This is a genomic window from Streptomyces sp. NPDC026522, assembly GCF_055567555.1.
In genome coordinates this window covers 448,153-464,627 of record NZ_JBVHQF010000006.1, presented here as the reverse complement: position 1 = coordinate 464,627, position 16,475 = coordinate 448,153, and the positions used below count along the sequence as shown (strand labels likewise).

The window sequence follows — 16,475 nt, the reverse complement described above, 5'->3', positions numbered from 1 at the left end:
GCTTTCTCGGCGGGGGAGGGGGGTCGGACGTCACGCACCGAGGGCACCCGCGTCCTCCCGGGCGGGCTCCTGGGGGAGCAGCCAGCGCCGGACCCGGGCCATCAGGTCGTTCGCGTCGACCGGCTTGGTCACGTAGTCGTTCGCCCCGGAAGCGAAGCTCTTCTCCCGGTCGCCCGGCATCGCCTTCGCCGTGACCGCGATGATCGGCAGGTCCGCGTAGGCGGGCATCCGCCGGATCTCGGCGGTCGCCGCGTACCCGTCCATCTCCGGCATCATCACGTCCATCAGGATCAGGTCGATGCCCGGGTTCGCGGCGAGGGCCTCGATGCCCTTGCGGCCGTTCTCGGCGTGCAGGACCTCGATCCCGTGGAGTTCCAGGATGCCGCTGATCGCGTACAGGTTGCGGGCGTCGTCGTCGACGACCAGTACGGACCGGCCCGCCAGCCGGTCGTCCACCGCGGGACCGGAGGCCGGCGAGGGAGCGCCGGTCCGCACCAGCGGGGGTACGGCTCCGGGCTGCTCGGCGGACAGGTGAAGCGCTATGCGTTCGCGCAGCTCGTCCAGGCTGGAGAGGACTTCGAGCGGCTGGCGGGCGGCGTGCCGGGAGAGTTCCGTCCGCTGCGCCGTGGTCAGCCGGCGGCCGTCGTGCGCGAGCACCGGCAGGGACGCCAGGGCCGAGTCGCCCGCCATGGCGTCCAGGAAGCGCAGGGCTTCGCCGTCGCTGCCCAGGTCCAGGACGACACAGTGGAAGGAGGCCTGCGCGAGTACGGAGGCCGCTTCCACGGCGGTGACGGCCGTCGCCACCTCGACCTGTTCCTCGGTGCCGGACGCGGCGCGGCCCGCGGCCAGGTCCCGGGCCGCGCTCTCCGCGACCAGGCTCAGCAGGCCGTGGCTGCGCTCCTCGATCACCAGGAGCCGTCGCGGGTGGCGCGTGGCCTCGCTCACGGCGGCGAGGGCGGCCACCGGACCGTCGACGGCCTCGCCGAGCAGCTCGGGCTGTCCCACCGGCGCCGCCTCCAGGGCCGGCGTGTCCAGGACGCGCTCGTGGAAGTCGTCGTAGGAGACGGGCAGGTACAGCGTGAAGACCGAGCCCTCGTCCGGCACGCTGCGCGCCGTGACGACGCCGCCGAGCAGCCGGGCGATCTCCCTGGTGATCGACAGGCCGAGTCCCGTGCCCCCGTATCTGCGGCTGGTGGTGCCGTCGGCCTGCTGGAACGCGGCGAAGATCGCCTCCAGATGCTGCTCGGCGATGCCGATGCCCGTGTCGATGACCCGGAAGGCCACCACCGACCCGGCCTGGTCGAGGTGGCCGGGGAGCTCGTCGGCGACCGCCGGCTCGATCCGCAGCTCCACCCGGCCGTGCTCGGTGAACTTGACCGCGTTGGACAGCAGGTTGCGCAGGATCTGGCGCAGCCGCGCGTCGTCGGTCAGCAGGTCCACCGGCACGCCCGGCAGCGTCACGATCTCGAATTCGAGGCTCTTCTGGCTGGTGAGCGGCCGGAAGGTGGCCTCCACGTAGCCCAGCAGCTGCTTGAGGGACACCCGTTCCGGGTTGATGTCCATCTTGCCCGCCTCGACCTTCGACAGGTCGAGGATGTCGTTGATCAGCTGGAGCAGGTCGGAGCCCGCCGAGTGGATGATCCCGGCGTACTCGACCTGCTTGGCCGTGAGGTTGCGGGTGGGGTTCTGGGCCAGCAACTGGGCGAGGATGAGCAGGCTGTTGAGCGGCGTGCGCAGCTCGTGGCTCATGTTCGCCAGGAACTCGGACTTGTACTTCGACGCCAGCGACAACTGCTGCGCCCGGTCCTCCAGTTCCTGCCGGGCCTGCTCGATCTCCAGGTTCTTCGTCTCGATGTCCCGGTTCTGGGTGGCGAGGAGCGCGGCCTTCTCCTCCAGCTCGGCGTTGGAGCGCTGGAGTTCGTCCTGCTGCACCTGGAGCTGCTCCGAGCGCGCCTGGAGCTCGACGGTCAACCGCTGCGACTCGCCCAGCAGTTCGTCCGTGCGGGCGTTGGCGACGATCGTGCTCACATTGACGCCGACGGTCTCCATCAGCCGGCCCAGGAAGTCGCGGTGCACCGGCGTGAAGCTCTTGAAGGTGGCGAGCTCGATGACACCGAGCACCTGCTCCTCCACGACGATGGGCAGCACGATCAGCCCGGCCGGGGCCGAGCGGCCCAGCCCGGAGGAGACCACGTAGCCGGGCGGCACCTGGTCGGCCACGATGATGCGCCGGCTGCGGGCCGCCTGGCCCACCAGCGTCTCGCCGCGCCGGAGCCGTACGGAAGCGGGGCTCCCCGCGGGGCGGCCGTAGGAGCCGATGAGGGTGAGCCAGGTCTCGCCGTCGGCCTCCTCGGCGAGGTAGAAGGCGCCGTAGCTGGCGTCCACGAGCGGAGTCAGCTCGTCCATGACGAGCTCGGCGACGGCGGACAGGTCACGGTGGCCCTGCATCAGGCCCGAGATGCGCGCCAGGTTCGACTTGAGCCAGTCCTGCTCCTGGTTGGCGCGGGTGGTCTCCCGGAGCGAGCCGACCATCGAGTTGATGTTGTCCTTGAGCTCGGCGACCTCGCCGGAGGCGTCGACGGTGATGGAGCGGGTCAGGTCGCCCTCGGCGACCGCGCTCGCGACCTCGGCGATGGCCCGCACCTGGCGCGTCAGGTTCCCGGCCAGCTCGTTCACGTTCTCCGTCAGCCGCTTCCAGGTGCCCTCGACACCCTCGACCTCCGCCTGGCCGCCGAGCCGGCCCTCGCTGCCCACCTCGCGCGCCACGCGCGTCACCTCGGCCGCGAAGGAGGACAGCTGGTCCACCATCGTGTTGATCGTGGTCTTGAGCTCCAGGATCTCGCCCCGGGCATCGACGTCGATCTTCTTCGACAGGTCGCCGTTGGCGACGGCGGTGGTCACCAGGGCGATGTTGCGGACCTGACCGGTCAGGTTGTTCGCCATGGAGTTGACGTTGTCGGTGAGGTCCTTCCACGTGCCCGCCACGTTCGGGACCCGGGCCTGGCCGCCGAGCCGGCCCTCGGTACCCACCTCGCGGGCCACCCGGGTGACCTCGTCGGCGAACGCGGACAGCGTGTCGACCATCGTGTTGATGACCCCGGCGAGCGCCGCGACCTCGCCCTTCGCCTCGACCGTGATCTTCTGCGACAGGTCGCCCTTGGCCACGGCCGTCGCGACCTGGGCGATGGAGCGCACCTGCCCCGTCAGGTTCGACGCCATGACGTTGACGTTGTCGGTGAGGTCCTTCCAGGTGCCCGAGACCCCGCGCACCGTGGCCTGCCCGCCCAGATTGCCCTCGGTGCCCACTTCGCGGGCGACGCGGGTGACCTCGTCGGCGAAGGCGGAGAGCTGGTCGACCATCGTGTTGATGGTGTCCTTCAGTTCCAGGATCTCGCCCCGGGCGTCGACCCGGATCTTCTGCGACAGGTCGCCCTTGGCGACGGCCGTCGCGACCTGGGCGATGGAGCGCACCTGGGCGGTGAGGTTTCCGGCCATGAAGTTGACCGAATCGGTCAGGTCCCGCCAGGTGCCGGAGACGCCCTTGACGTCGGCCTGGCCGCCGAGGATCCCGTCCGTGCCCACTTCGCGGGCCATCCTGGTGACCTCGTCGGCGAAGGCGGAGAGCTGGTCGACCATCGTGTTGACGGTGTCCTTGAGCTCCAGGATCTCCCCGCGGGCGTCGACGGCGATCTTCTGCGACAGGTCTCCGCGCGCGACCGCGGTGGCGACCTGGGCGATGTCTCGGACCTGGGTGGTGAGGTTGCCGGCCATCGCGTTCACGGAATCCGTCAGGTCGGCCCAGCTCCCGGACACGCCCGGGACCTCGGCCTGACCGCCGAGGGTGCCCTCGGTGCCGACCTCGCGGGCCACGCGGGTGACCTCCGAGGTGAACAGGGACAGCTGGTCGATCATGCCGTTGAAGACGGTCGCGATCTCCCCGAGGAGCCCGTCGGCCTCGTCGGGCAGCCGGGTGCCGAAGTCGCCGTCCCGCACCGCCGTCAGCCCGGCGAGCAGTTGGCGCAGCTCCGGCTCGCCCACCGCGCCCGCAGCACCCGGGGCGTCCGGGTCCGGGACCTGCGTCACCGTAGCGTTCGTCATGTCTTCCCCACCATCTCCCGACACCTCGTCACGGACGGGACAGCTGGTCTTTCCCGTCTCGCGCCGGGACGTAGTCCACCACATCCCGGGCGGTCGCAGACCCCCGGTGCGTCCGTGAGCACCGTCTCCGGAAAAAATTTCGCCCGCCCCGTGTAGAGCGCCGTTCTCGGGGCAAACGCGCCCCGTCAGCCGTCCGCCGTCGGGAGGAAAGGTCCCCCATGCCTCGCTCCGCCGCAGTTGTAGACCCTGTCCGCGGGACAGACACGAAGGCCGCGCCGGCCATCGGCCGTACGACCGGAGAGCCGGAGGGCCAGCTGCCGCGGATCGCCGACGCCCGCGAGGTGGCCCCCGCCGATGCCCGGCAGCTGTCGCGGCTGTTCCTGCTGCGGCTGCGGTCGCTGGAGGAGGGCACCCGCGAGTACCAGTACGCGCGCAACACCCTCATCGAGATGAACATCTCACTGGTGCACTTCGCCGCCCGCCGCTTCCGCGCCCGCTCCGCCGGCGGCGGCGTGGACATGGAAGACATCCTCCAGGTGGGGACCATCGGCCTGATCAAGGCGATCGACCGGTTCGACCCCGACCGGGAAGTGGAGTTCGCCACACTGGCGCTCCCCTTCATCACCGGCGAGATCAAGCGGTACTTCCGCGACACCACCTGGGCGGTCCACGTCCCGCGCCGCCTCCAGGAACTGCGGACGGAACTCGCCAAGAGCCGCGAGGCCCTCACCGACCTCCTCGGCCGGGCCCCGACCGTCAAGGAGCTCGCCCAGGACCTCGAACTGAGCGAGGAGGAGGTCGTGGAGGGGCTGGTCGCCGCCAACGGCTACACCAGCGACTCCCTCGACGCCTCCGCCGGCTCGGAGGAGGACTCCGCGGCGGGCCGCAGGACCCGGTCGCTGGCCGACACGCTCGGCGAGGAGGACAGCGCCATGGAACTCTTCGAGGAGTTCCACACCCTCGCGCCCCTGCTGGCCGAACTCGACGAGCGCGACCGGCGCATCCTGCGGATGCGCTTCGGCGAGGAGAAGACCCAGGCCGAGATCGGCGCCGAGCTGGGCATCTCCCAGATGCAGGTGTCCCGGCTGCTGTCCCGCACCCTGGCGCGACTGCGCACCGGGATGCTCGCCTCCTGACCACCGCCTCCCGTCGCGCGGCGGGCGGCCCGGTGCCGGCCTGGAACCGGCGGTAGCCTAAGGGCTGTCCCGTAATCCCCGGTGGGTCAGCGCACGGCGTCAGATGCGGTGCATCGCACGGCGGAGGGGCGTCCTCGTACTGGGCGTATCTGGATGCTCCGACGACGTGGCGAGGTACCGTAGCCGGCGGCGTGCGCCCGCTGGGGATTCGCGGGACAGCCCTTAGCCAGCTGACCGGCCAACCGCCCGCCCCCGGAGGGAAAACGTGGCCCCACCCCCTCCTCACCGCCCGTGCCCGTCCGCCCGTGGTGAGCACGCGTCCTTCACCTATGACGACGACCTCGCCTGGGCGGACACCGTGGTCCGCTTCGTGAGCAACGGTCTGGAACGCGGACAACGCGTCTGGTACAGCGCCGACAGCACCGAGCCGAGCGCCGTCATCGACGCCCTGCGGCGCGGGTCCGTCGACGTCGACACGGCCCGCCGGGAGGCCCGGCTGAGCGTGACCGGGACCGAACGGTCCTACCTGCGCCGCGTCCCCTTCGACCCCGACTGGGTCATCTCCATGTTCCGCACCGCCTGCACCGAGGCCCTGGCCGACGGCTGTACGGGGCTGCGCGTGCTCGGCGAGATGTCCTGGTCGGCGCGCGGGGTACCGGGCATCGACCGGATCCTCGAATCCGAACTGCGCCTGGACCGCGAGGTCTACGCGGACCTCCCGCTGACGGGACTGTGCCTCTTCGACCGCCGCCTCATCCCCGGACCGACCGCCGACCTGCTGACCCGCGCCCACACCGGCTGCGCCGAGGTGCCCCGCCCGCTGACCGGCGGGCTGTTGCTGCCGCAGGCCGCGCTGGCCGCCGTCCCGATGCGGGACCGCTCCGGGATCCGGCTGAGCGGCAGCGGCGACCTCGACACCCGCCAGATCCTGCGCTCGGCGCTCGCGGCCCTCGCGCGGATGCCCGGCACCGTCGTCCACCTCGACCTGTCCGCGGTGACGTTCCTCGACCCGGGCGCGGTCGCCGTGCTCGTGGACGTCTCGAATTCACTGACCGGGAAGGGCCGGAGCCTCCTTCTCCACAAGCCCCCGTACTCGCTGCGCAAAGTGGCCGAGTTGTTTCCGGAGGAATGTGCCGCGCTGGAGGTCGCAGCATGATCGTCACCCCTGTCCCGGCCGCCGCGGACCCCGCGGACTTCGTCCATCCCGCACTCTTCTACCGGGACCTGGAGGAGTACACGGCGGGCGTGGGCGGTTTCGTCCGCGCGGCCCTGGCAGCGCGGGAGCCGGTCTTCCTCGCCGTACCCGGCCCGCACCTCGACGCCCTGCTGCAGAGCCTGGGCAGCGACGCGGACGGCGTCGACTGCGTGGACATGCGCGAACTGGGCCGCAACCCCGGCCGGATCCTGGCCGCCCTCCAGGGCTTCGCCGACCGCGAACCCGGCCGGGCCGCCCGGATCGTCGGCGAGCCGATCTGGCCGGGCCGCTCCGAAGGGGAGATCCTGGAGGCCACCCGTCACGAGGCCCTCATCAACACCGCTTTCGCCGGCCGGCCCGCCACCATCCTGTGTCCGTACGACCTCTCGGGCCTGTCGGCCCGGGTGGTGGCCGATGCCCGGCGTACCCACCCCACGGTGATCGAAGGCGGCAAGGACACCGTCAGCCCGCTCTACACCGAGGCCGCCGTCGTCTGTTCGGACTGTGATCTTCCCCTCCCTGAGCCCGCGCACGAACCCCTCTTGCTGGAGTACGCCGCCGGCGGACTGGCCCTGATCCGTGAACACGCCGAGAACTGGGTCCGCCGGACGGGCCTCGACCCGGCCCGGCGCGGCGACTTCGTCCTGGCTGTCAGCGAAGCGGCCGCCAACTCCGTGGCGCACGGGGGCGGCAAGGGCACCCTGCGGCTGTGGCACGGGCCCGCGGGCGGTGTCGTGGCTGAGATCCGGGACGGCGGCCGCCTCTCCAACGCCCTCGCGGGCCGCCGGCGCCCCTCCCTGACGTCGGACAACGGCGGCCGGGGCCTGTGGATGATCCACCAACTCTGTGACCTGGTCGAGATCCGGGCCCTCGACACCGGCCTCACCCTGCGTCTCCACGTCGACGGCCCCTGAGGCCCGACCGGGCCCGGGCCTCCCGCCGGCGCCTCCGACGCCTGTAAAGTTGCGCGGGTACGGCACAAGGGGCGGCGACGGAGAGGCTGACGTGGTAACTGGCAACCCAGGAGACGGCGAAGTGGCTCCTCAGGGGGGCACCGCGACGGACGGACCGCAGGGAGCGGCGCTCCGCGAGAGCGGGACGGGTGCCGTCGTGTGCGCGATCACCGGCGATCTGGACCTCGACGGACTCGGCGCCGTCCGGCCGCTTCTGGAACAGGCGGTCCGGTCGGGCGCGAACCGGCTGGTGATCGACCTGACGGGACTGGGCTTCTGCGACTCGTCGGGTCTGAACCTGCTGCTCGCGGCGCGCCTGGACGCGGAGAAGGCCGGGCTCACGGTGCGGCTCGCCGCGCCCACCCAGCAGCTCCGGCGGCTCCTGGAGATCACCGGCGCGGACAGTGTCTTCACCATGGACACCACCGTCGACGCCGCGCTCTCCGCACCCTGACCCGCCCGTGCCAGCCACACGCCCTGCCCGGGTTCCCCGGGGACACTGCGCCGATCGGGGCAACAGCGTGTCCGGGTGGTCAGACCGGGCATACGCAACACCTGAGACGCCGGAGGCGATGACGCCCCGACCGACGATCCGGACACACCGGCCATGCGCGATAGACGACGAACAGTGTCAACGACGGGGGTGAGACCACAGTGAAGACCATCGGATCGGACACCAGCGATCCACTGCCCAGCGGACCGCCGGTCACGGGCCAGCGCCGTCGGCTCACCCTCGGCGGTACCGGCGGCCCGGTCGCCAAGGGGCGGGAGTTCGTGCGCCAGGCCCTGCGCGACTGGGGCTGGGACGGGACCGAGACCTCCGAAGACGCCCTGCTCATCGTCTCCGAGCTGGTGACCAACGCCAACGTGCACGCCGGTGGCTGCCACCAGCTGCTGGTGGTCGCCGGCGAATCCCTGCGGATCGAGGTGTTCGACGGGGACCCCGAGCTTCCCCGTCCCCGCCTCCGGCACCAGCGCGGGGCTCCCGGAGGCCAGGGGCTGTACATCGTGCAGCGCCTCTCCGACCGCTGGGGATCCGTTCCCCACGACGGCGGCAAGTCCGTCTGGGCGGAGATCGAAGCGGACCGGCTCGTGACCGGGCGGCCCGCCCCCAAGCCGGCGCCGCCGCAGCCTTCGCTCAACTGAGAGGGCCCCCGGCCCCCGGCCGGGGGCACGCCGCGCACCTGCGCCGGGGCCGCCCGCTCCCCTCTCGGGAACGGGCGGCCCCGGCGCGTCCGGCGGGCCGGGATCAGGCCGTGCGGCGTGCGTCCCGTACCGCCTGGTCGGCGGCCTCGTCCAGGGTGTGGGCGCCGGCGGTGCTCAGCCGGCCGCCGCTGCTCTCCAGGTGCGCGCGGACGAACCACTGGAAGAGCTCCAGCTGGGCCAGCTGGCCGATGAGCATGTCCTGGGTGACCAGGTCCAGCTCATCGGTGACCTTCATGGCGGACCGGTGGTCCTCGATGACACCCGCGTAGACCAGGTCCAGCGCCCCGAGGTGGGCGACCGCGTCGGCCCGGCCCACGTCGTAGTCGTCCCAGGTGCGTTCGGCGACCAGTACGCCTGGGGTGCCGGCGGGGACGCCGCCGAGGGTCGAGATGCGCTCCGCGGTGGTGTCGATCATCTCCCGGACCGCGTCCACCTGGGGGTCCAGCATCTCGTGGACGGCGATGAAATGGGGTCCCACCACGTTCCAGTGGACGTGCTTGAGCGTCAGCGCCAGGTCGTTGAGCGAGTGCAGCCGCATGCGCAGTACGTCCACGACACGGGCGGCTTCCTCCTTCGACATCCCCGGCACGGTGTAGTGCGGGGTGCTGGTGTGCTCAGCCATGACGAAACTCCGAATCTCTACTGATGGGCGTTATTCACCTTCTGCCACATTTGCCCCTATTCATGCACAGGGTGCGCGGGGGCGAAGTCGCCGCGCGGGCGCGGCTCCGCCGAAAGCGCGGCCGGTGACCCGGGCGCCGGCTAGGCGGCGGCCGGCCGCATCTCCTGACGGGCCGTCGGCAGCTCGCGCTCGGCCAGCGTCTCGGCAGCGGCCAGGGCGTCCTCGATCGTGGTCGTCGCGGTCGTGACGCAGAGGGTGTACGAGACCTGCTCCAGCTCCAGCCGCGCGGCGGCGGAGTCCTGGCCGGCCAGGGAGGCGTAACGGGCCAGGAGGGAACGGACGACGATCGGGGACGGCATCAACATGGAAGGTCCTTTCGGGCCGGTTCACGGGACTGATCAGCGACGTGCCCCCGAACCCCGAAAAGATGCGCGGGTCTTTCGCGCGCGCGTACGGTGGTTCCCGCCCGGGCCGGCCGGCATGCCCGCCCGGTAACCGGGCAGGCGGGCAACCAGAGGTCCCGTGCCGCACGCGGGGCCGGCCGTGACGAACCCGGGAGGCGGGGTACGTATGGCGACGCGATCCACGGACCGCAGTGGCGAAGAGCTGGTCGGTACCCGCCGGCGCGCCGACATCGAACGGGAGTGCGGAAGACTTCAGCGGACGACCGCCCGCTCGCGCGGCGCGGCGAGCGGATACCGGTGGGCCCTCGGCCGGGACCCTGAAGGCCCCGTCACCGGGGTCCACGCGGACGGGCCGCCCGGGATCGAGCTGCTGATCGCGGAAGTGGACGCCGCCGTCGTGCGGCTGGAGGAGCAGCCCGGCAGCTCGGTGCCGCACGACCACATCCAGGGCGTGTACGACGCCCTCGCCTGGGTGTGCGGGCACACCGAGGACCGCCCGTCCTGAAGCCGCCCTCCGCCCCAACACCGCCTGGCTCCAAGTGCGTTCAAGTCCGACGCCGGGGTACAAGGGCCCGCATGACTTCGAGGCGCATGTGGTGGGGTACGCGTACCAGGAAACCCGACGAGACGACCGCCGCGGACCCGCCGCGGGCCCGCGCCGGGACCGTGCCGATCGGTAGGCCGCCGGTGTCACCGGTGGTCCGGGCGGTGGCGATGGTGGCCGCCTTCGCGGCGACCGTGCTGTTCAGCGTGGTGCTGGCCCGCCTCACCCTGGAACCCTCCGCCGCATCGGTGGACCTGGTGCACAGCAACGTGCACCCCGGGCGCTCCATCGGCGCCTACCTGGACGGGGCGTCCGTCCGCGAGGCCGTACGCCAGCTCGGCGGCAACGTCCTGCTCGGCGTGCCGCTCGGGGTGCTGCTGCCCGTGCTCGTCCCGCCGGCCCGAGGCCTGCTGCGGGTCGCCGTCGTGACGGCGGTCCTGATGATGCTGGTGGAGCTGATCCAGGGCGCCCTGGTGAGCGGGCGCGCCTTCGACGTGGACGACGTCATCCTGAACACCTCGGGCGCGCTGCTCGGGTACCTGCTGATCGGCCGCCGCCTCGGGCGTGCAGTCCACCCGCGGCGCAGGCACTGGTGGCACCGCCGCCCGCGCCCGGCCCGGGCGGGCACGCCGGAGTGACGGGCGGCCGGCCGGGCCCCCGCTCACTGGAGCGGGCGGGCCTCCAGGGCCGAGACCGGGTCCTGGTGGCCGCCCGACGGCAGCATCCGTACCTCGCCGCGGTCGCTGATCTCCGCCCGGACGATGCCGGTCGGGTCCTCGTACACGGGGTGGCCGCCCGGTCCCGCCTGCTGGGTCCGGGACACCACCACGGTGTCGGGCCCCGCCCCCGGCTCGCCGGGAAGCACCAGTTCGTAGCGCTCGGCGCTCACCTGGAGCCTCCTTCCGTACGGCCCGTGGCGGGCCGTCCTCCCTCCATCATGGTCGAAGGGGCCGGGCGACGCGCGCGCGGACGGCGCCGTCAGCCGGCCCGCCCGTACCGTACGTCGGAGGTCCAGATCCGTTCGAGGCGGACCCGGCCGCCCGGGCGCGGGGCGTGCCAGATCTTGCCGCCCCCGGCGTAGATGCCGACGTGCTCCATGGTGGCGCCCCGGGGGAAGAAGACGAGGTCGCCGGGCGCGCGCTGGACGGGTGGGATGTGCCGGGTGTGTTCGTACTGCTGCTCCGCGGTGCGCGGCAGTCTGCTCCCGGCCTTGCGGAAGGCGTAGAAGGTCAGTCCCGAGCAGTCGAAGCGTTTGGGCCCCGCGGCGCCGTAGGCGTACGGGGCCCCCCGTTTGGAGGCGGCCACCGCGACGGCTTTTACGCCATGCGATACGGCCGCGCGGGCCGGGGCGGCGCCGCCGGTCACCGTCGAGGCGGCGAGGAACAGGCCGAGGAAGGACAGGGCGAGGACGCGGGGCGAGGGGGCCGGGGGCCGGTGTTCTCCGGGGGAATGGGCGTCTTCCGTTCCGTAGGGGGCCATCGTGATACCTCCGCATTGGGTTGCAGGAACAGCCCCGGTTCCGGGGCTGGTCTTGGTTGACATGCGCTGGGCTCTCGACGGCCGACCAGTCTTCCTTCCGGGTGGGAGGTTTCTGGTGATTTGCAGGTTCATGCGGTGTATCGGTTACGTAAAGAGACCCGCCCCCGGTGCCCCGGCCACGGGCCCGGGTCCGCGGGGGCGGAGGCGGCCGCCGGGTCCTCGGCGGTGATCGTGCTCGTGCCCGTCATCTCGAACAGACGCCGGACCTGGGGCGACCGCACCCCCGCCACGCGCAGGGTGCGGCCGTGGGCGCGGGCCCGCCGCTCCGCGCGCAGCAGCACCTCCAGCCCGGAGCAGTCGCAGAAGGTGACCCCGCTGAAGTCGGCGTCGATCCGCGTCACCCCGTCGCGGAGCGCCTCGTGGAGTGCCTCGGCCAGCAGCGGAGCGGTCGCGACATCGATCTCCCCGGTCACCGCCACGGTGACCCGGCCGTCGCAGCGGCTCGTCGTGACGGCCGCCGCGGCCTCCTCGGGCGTCGGGCCGGACTCGTATCGACGTGTGGACATCGCCGGCTCCTTCCTCTCGGGCCTCTCGGGCGGGGGCTGCCGTGCGGCGGCTCCGGCCTGTGCGCCTCAGGTCTCGCGGCGCTGGGTGTCGCTGTCCCGGCGCAGCCGGTGCGTGTGCCGGGTCATCTCGTCGATGCGGTCGGCGAGTTCGGCGTGTTCGGGGCGCAGGTGCCGCCGGGTGTCGGTGAGGGGGCGGACCAGGTGGGCCGCGTCGGCGTGGGCGAGCGCCTGATTGAGCTCCCCGAGCTGCCGGTCGGCGCCGGCGGGCAGGTCGGTCAGGGCGGTCACCTGCCCGGCCAGTCGGCGCAGGCCCGCGGCGTTGTCCCGGGCCCACGCGGTGACGGTGCGGTCGGCCGCCCGCCGGTCGCGCACGGCCTGCACCCGCTGCTCACCGGTGACGCCCGCCTCACCGGGGCGCTGGCGCAGGTAGCGCCGCTCGGCGGCCTGGCGGCTGGCCACGCCCAGGGGCCCGGCCAGGTCCGCCCAGCTGGCGCCCGCTTCCCGGGCGGTCTCGATCAGGCCGGTCTCCCAGCCGGCGAGCTGCTCGCGCACCTGGCGCAGCAGCGCGATGCTGGCCAGGGCCGGGTGCGGGCCGTCGGAGGCGGGGGCCGTCCCGGGCTCCGTGGCGTCGGCGCTCTGGGCCTCCCGGACGGCCCGGTCGATGGCTTCGAGGGCGGCCGCCGCGGCGAGGAACGAGGCAGGGCCCGTACCCGCTCGCGGGGTGGGTTGCGCGGATGCGGTCATGGGGCGATCTCCGTTGCTCTTGTCATCCTCCAGATGACGTCCTGCTTGTCATCGTCTGGACGACATGCTACAACGGAAGCACGTTGAAGCGCATTGGCAGTTCCTGCCTGAACCGACTGGAGGTGTTTCGCGATGTTGATGCGCACCGACCCGTTCCGCGAGCTCGACCGGCTCACCCAGCAGCTGATGGGGACCACCGGCACCTGGTCGAAGCCGTCCGTGATGCCGATGGACGCCTACCGCGAGGGCGACGACTACGTGATCGCCTTCGACCTCCCGGGTGTCTCCGCGGACGCGATCGACATCGACGTCGAGCGGAACATGCTGACCGTCAGGGCCGAGCGCCGGCCGACGGCCAAGGGCGACGAGGTGCAGATGGAACTCTCCGAGCGTCCGCTCGGCGTGTTCTCCCGGCAGGTCATGCTCGCCGACACCCTGGACACCGAGCACATCAACGCCGACTACGACGCGGGTGTCCTGACCCTGCGCATTCCGATCGCCGAGCGCGCGAAGCCGCGCAAGATCACCATCAGCGCCACCGGCGGCGGGCCCAAGCAGATCTCCGGCTGACCGGCTCGCGGCCGCCCAGGCGGCGGAGGGCGGGCCGATCGTCTCCCCCCGGCAGTCCCGTCCTCCGCCCGCATGCCCGGCCCGCGGGCCCCGTCCCACGGGCCGGCGCGAGTACCGTCCCGGCGAGCACCGAGGAGGACAGGCCCCATGGCATTGCGTTGGGAGGCGTTCCTCGACCAGGTCCAGGAACGCGGTGAGTACAACAGTCCTGAGGAAGCCGATCGGGCCGCCCGGGTCGTCCTGGCCCTGCTCGGCGCCCACGTCGTCGGCACCGAACGCGCCGAACTGGCGGCCCGCCTGCCCGAGACGTACGCGCTGATCCTGCTCAACCCGCTCCAGGCGGTGGAGCCGCTCTCGCCGGAGCGGTTCGTCCGCGCCACGGCGGCGTGGATCGAGGGCGCCTCGCAGGCGACGGCGGCCTGGGACGTCGGCGCCGTGCTCAGCGTCGTCGCCGACGCGGCCGGACCGGACCTGGTCCGACGGCTGCTGCTCCAGCTGCCGCCCGGCTACGACCTCCTCTTCGGGCACCCGCAGCCCGTCTGAACCCCGCCGCCCCCGCCCCCGACCCTCGACGAGAAAGGCGCACAGCATCCATGTTCCACCGGCCCGAACAGCTCCAGCAGGCGCCGGAGATGACCTACGACCAGATGGTGGAGAAGGTGCGCTACGAAGGCGCGTACCCCACCCGGGAGCGAGCCGAGGACGCCGTCCGCAACGTCATGTCCGCGCTCGGCGGCCAGATCACCGGCGACGAACGCGTGGCCCTGGCCGCCCGCCTGCCGGTGGAAGCCGCCCTCACCTTCACCGCCCGGATCCCGGACCCGCAGCCGCTCACCGGCTGGGCCTTCGTCAAGGACCTGGCGACCCGCACCGGCGGCACGCCCGCCACCGCCCGCTGGGAAGCCGGCGCGGTCCTCACCGTCGTCGCCGCCCTGGCCGGACCGGACCTCCTCGCCCGCATCCTGTCGGGACTGCCCGACGGCTGGGCCCTCCTCTTCGGCCGGGCGCAGCTGCTCACCCCGCAGCCGGCCCGCCACGCCGCCTGACCCCGGCGGCCGCACGCCGGGCCGGGGGCGACCGCCGCCCCCGGCCCGGCGCTCCGGGATCATCGGGGGCATGTCCGTCGAGTTCATCTGCCTGATCGCCCTGGCCGTCGTCCTGGTGTGCGCCGTCGTCCGTCCCTTCGGCCGGTCGGAGGCGGTCTTCGCGGTACCGGCCGCCTGCCTGGTCGTCGCGGTCGGCGGGATCACGCCCAGCCACCTGCGCGAGGAGGCGGAGCGGCTCGGACCGGTGATCGGCTTCCTCGCGGCGGTCCTCGTCCTCGCCAAACTCTGCGACGACGACGGACTCTTCCACGCCTGCGGCACCTGGATGGGACGCTGGGCGGCGAGCCGCCCGCACAGACTGCTCGGCGCGGTCTTCGTCCTCGCCTCGCTGATCACCGCGGCGCTGAGCCTGGACGCCACCGTGGTCCTGCTGACCCCGGTGGTGTTCGCGACGGCCGCCCGGATGGGCGCCCGGCCCACCCCCCACGTGTACGCAGCCGCCCACCTGTCCAACTCGGCCTCGCTGCTCCTGCCGGTGTCGAACCTGACGAACCTGCTGGCCTACACCGCCAGCGGGCTCACCTTCACGCGCTTCGCGCTGCTGATGACGCTGCCGTGGCTGGCGGCGATCGCCGTCGAGTACGTGGTCTTCCGGCGCTTCTTCGCCGCTGACCTGAACGCGCCCACGGAGCGGCCGGAGGCGGCGGAGCAGCCCGAGCTGCCGCTGTTCGCGCTGGTGACCGTCGCCGCGACGCTCGCCGGGTTCGCCGTGGCCTCCGCCGTGGGGATCGACCCGGCCTGGGCCGCCGCGGCCGGGGCGCTGGTGATGGCCGTACGGGAGCTCGCGCGCCGCCGAACCACGCCGGGCGCCGTCCTGCGCTTCGCGGCCCCGTCCTTCCTGGCATTCGTGCTCGCGCTCGGCATCGTGGTCCGAGCGGTCGTCGACCACGGGCTCGGCGCCGCGCTGGGCCACGTCCTGCCCGGCGGTACGGGCCTGCCCGCGCTGCTCGGCACCGCCGCGCTCGCCGCGCTGCTGGCCAACCTGATCAACAACCTGCCGGCCGTCCTGGCGCTGCTCCCGCTGGCCGCACCCGTCGGCCCCGGCGCGGTGCTGGCCGTACTCCTGGGGGTGAACATCGGCCCCAACCTCACCTACGCCGGGTCGCTGGCCACCCTGCTGTGGCGGCGCATCGCCCACGGGCACGGCCACCAGGTCAACCTGGGGCAGTTCACCCGCCTCGGCCTCCTCACCGTCCCCGCCTCACTGGTCGCCGCCACGCTCGGGCTGTGGGCTTCCCTGAGCCTCTTGGGGACCTGACGGGGCGAGCGGCACGGCCGGCCACAGGGGTGCGCAACTGCCCCGGCGGCAGCCGATGTTGCGGGACGCCTTCACCCGTTGTGTTTACCGCCGCGATTTTCGGTTACAGGAAGTAGTGAAAGGCAGTCAGTACCCGACGGAAGGCAGGAACATGAACCTCGTTGCCGGGCTCATCCTCGTCGCGGTCCTCGTCCTCATCGCCCTGTTGGTCGTGGCCCCTTCGGCCCCCTCGCGGCGCAACCCCTCTCCCGGCCGCCGACGTTCCGGCGCGCACCGGCTGAAGACCGTTCCCAGGCAGCGCGGCGCGGGCCGGTTCCACACCCCGCAGTGACCCGCACCGGGGCACCATACTCCCCCAACCCCCTCGTGGGGGAGGGGGAGTTTTCATAACCGGACGGCGTCGGCGGCGTCTCGTCCAGATCCCTTGACGCGCTCCAAGGGCCCTCACATACTGGCGGCCAAATCGATTTGGCTCCGTCATCGCGACCCCCGTCCCGGGCCGTGGAGGAGCCATATCCGGAACGAGCCGAACGGAGCTCGAACGTGCCCAGTTTCCGCACCGCGAACCGCCGTCCCACACCGCCGCAGTCCTCG

General features: G+C 72.6%; 19 protein-coding genes. 12 read left to right on the top strand and 7 right to left on the bottom strand.

From position 1 onward, the window contains the following. Positions 1-30: 30 nt before the first annotated feature. Positions 31-4,098: a HAMP domain-containing protein gene (locus ACZ4M3_RS18815; protein ID WP_467733948.1), complete on the bottom strand. Its 4,068-nt coding sequence runs from the start codon at positions 4,096-4,098 to the stop codon at positions 31-33. Between the two features lie 218 nt (positions 4,099-4,316). Between ACZ4M3_RS18815 and ACZ4M3_RS18810 the strand changes: the two genes are divergently transcribed. The 5 genes from ACZ4M3_RS18810 to ACZ4M3_RS18790 all read left to right on the top strand — a co-directional run bounded on the left by ACZ4M3_RS18810 (position 4,317) and on the right by ACZ4M3_RS18790 (position 8,528). Then, a complete protein-coding gene (locus ACZ4M3_RS18810) occupies positions 4,317-5,234 on the top strand; it encodes a SigB/SigF/SigG family RNA polymerase sigma factor (protein WP_467733946.1) in 918 nt (305 codons plus the stop codon). 265 nt (positions 5,235-5,499) lie between these two features. After that, entirely contained in the window at positions 5,500-6,390 is an 891-nt protein-coding gene (locus ACZ4M3_RS18805; protein WP_467733944.1) for an MEDS domain-containing protein, read from the top strand. Beyond that, a complete protein-coding gene (locus ACZ4M3_RS18800) occupies positions 6,387-7,343 on the top strand; it encodes an anti-sigma factor RsbA family regulatory protein (protein WP_467733942.1) in 957 nt (318 codons plus the stop codon). The genes ACZ4M3_RS18805 and ACZ4M3_RS18800 overlap by 4 nt, the downstream gene beginning before the upstream one ends. A gap of 121 nt (positions 7,344-7,464) precedes the next feature. Further along, positions 7,465-7,836: an STAS domain-containing protein gene (locus tag ACZ4M3_RS18795; RefSeq protein ID WP_467733940.1), complete on the top strand. Its 372-nt coding sequence runs from the start codon at positions 7,465-7,467 to the stop codon at positions 7,834-7,836. Positions 7,837-8,036: 200 nt separating this feature from the next. Continuing rightward, the gene (locus ACZ4M3_RS18790; RefSeq protein ID WP_467733938.1) at positions 8,037-8,528 is read left to right on the top strand and encodes an ATP-binding protein; all 492 of its coding nucleotides are present in this window, start codon (positions 8,037-8,039) and stop codon (positions 8,526-8,528) included. 103 nt (positions 8,529-8,631) lie between these two features. On the opposite strand, the gene ACZ4M3_RS18785 is transcribed toward ACZ4M3_RS18790, so the two are convergent. Further along, positions 8,632-9,210, bottom strand: coding sequence for a Dps family protein (locus tag ACZ4M3_RS18785; protein WP_467733936.1), 579 nt, complete (start codon positions 9,208-9,210; stop codon positions 8,632-8,634). 140 nt (positions 9,211-9,350) lie between these two features. Then, positions 9,351-9,575: a DUF5133 domain-containing protein gene (locus ACZ4M3_RS18780; RefSeq protein WP_453352809.1), complete on the bottom strand. Its 225-nt coding sequence runs from the start codon at positions 9,573-9,575 to the stop codon at positions 9,351-9,353. A 205-nt stretch (positions 9,576-9,780) separates the two neighbouring features. Between ACZ4M3_RS18780 and ACZ4M3_RS18775 the strand changes: the two genes are divergently transcribed. After that, positions 9,781-10,119: a hypothetical protein gene (locus ACZ4M3_RS18775; protein ID WP_467733934.1), complete on the top strand. Its 339-nt coding sequence runs from the start codon at positions 9,781-9,783 to the stop codon at positions 10,117-10,119. Positions 10,120-10,190: 71 nt separating this feature from the next. After that, a complete protein-coding gene (locus tag ACZ4M3_RS18770) occupies positions 10,191-10,796 on the top strand; it encodes a VanZ family protein (protein ID WP_467733932.1) in 606 nt (201 codons plus the stop codon). Positions 10,797-10,819: 23 nt separating this feature from the next. Here ACZ4M3_RS18770 and ACZ4M3_RS18765 read toward each other — a convergent pair whose 3' ends face one another. The 4 genes from ACZ4M3_RS18765 to ACZ4M3_RS18750 all read right to left on the bottom strand — a co-directional run bounded on the left by ACZ4M3_RS18765 (position 10,820) and on the right by ACZ4M3_RS18750 (position 12,947). Then, entirely contained in the window at positions 10,820-11,047 is a 228-nt protein-coding gene (locus ACZ4M3_RS18765; protein WP_467733930.1) for a DUF6296 family protein, read from the bottom strand. An 89-nt stretch (positions 11,048-11,136) separates the two neighbouring features. Continuing rightward, entirely contained in the window at positions 11,137-11,637 is a 501-nt protein-coding gene (locus ACZ4M3_RS18760; RefSeq protein WP_467733929.1) for a C40 family peptidase, read from the bottom strand. 128 nt (positions 11,638-11,765) lie between these two features. After that, positions 11,766-12,203 carry an STAS domain-containing protein gene (locus ACZ4M3_RS18755; protein WP_467733928.1) on the bottom strand — a complete coding sequence of 146 codons (438 nt, stop codon included), beginning with the start codon at positions 12,201-12,203 and terminating at the stop codon, positions 11,766-11,768. 66 nt (positions 12,204-12,269) lie between these two features. Then, a complete protein-coding gene (locus tag ACZ4M3_RS18750; protein ID WP_467733926.1) occupies positions 12,270-12,947 on the bottom strand; it encodes an HSP18 transcriptional regulator in 678 nt (225 codons plus the stop codon). A 132-nt stretch (positions 12,948-13,079) separates the two neighbouring features. On the opposite strand from ACZ4M3_RS18750, the gene ACZ4M3_RS18745 reads away from it, so the two are divergent. The 5 genes from ACZ4M3_RS18745 (at position 13,080) to ACZ4M3_RS18725 (ending at position 16,212) form a co-directional block, all read left to right on the top strand. Continuing rightward, positions 13,080-13,517, top strand: a complete 438-nt coding sequence (locus ACZ4M3_RS18745) for an Hsp20/alpha crystallin family protein (RefSeq protein ID WP_467733924.1) — start codon at positions 13,080-13,082, stop codon at positions 13,515-13,517. 147 nt (positions 13,518-13,664) lie between these two features. Beyond that, positions 13,665-14,060 (top strand): DUF2267 domain-containing protein, encoded by a 396-nt coding sequence (locus ACZ4M3_RS18740; RefSeq protein WP_467733922.1) that lies wholly within the window; start codon positions 13,665-13,667, stop codon positions 14,058-14,060. 50 nt (positions 14,061-14,110) lie between these two features. Continuing rightward, positions 14,111-14,563 (top strand): DUF2267 domain-containing protein, encoded by a 453-nt coding sequence (locus ACZ4M3_RS18735; RefSeq protein ID WP_467733920.1) that lies wholly within the window; start codon positions 14,111-14,113, stop codon positions 14,561-14,563. Positions 14,564-14,633: 70 nt separating this feature from the next. Continuing rightward, entirely contained in the window at positions 14,634-15,881 is a 1,248-nt protein-coding gene (locus tag ACZ4M3_RS18730; RefSeq protein WP_467733918.1) for an SLC13 family permease, read from the top strand. A 151-nt stretch (positions 15,882-16,032) separates the two neighbouring features. Then, a complete protein-coding gene (locus ACZ4M3_RS18725; RefSeq protein WP_453352799.1) occupies positions 16,033-16,212 on the top strand; it encodes a hypothetical protein in 180 nt (59 codons plus the stop codon). Positions 16,213-16,475: the final 263 nt, after the last annotated feature.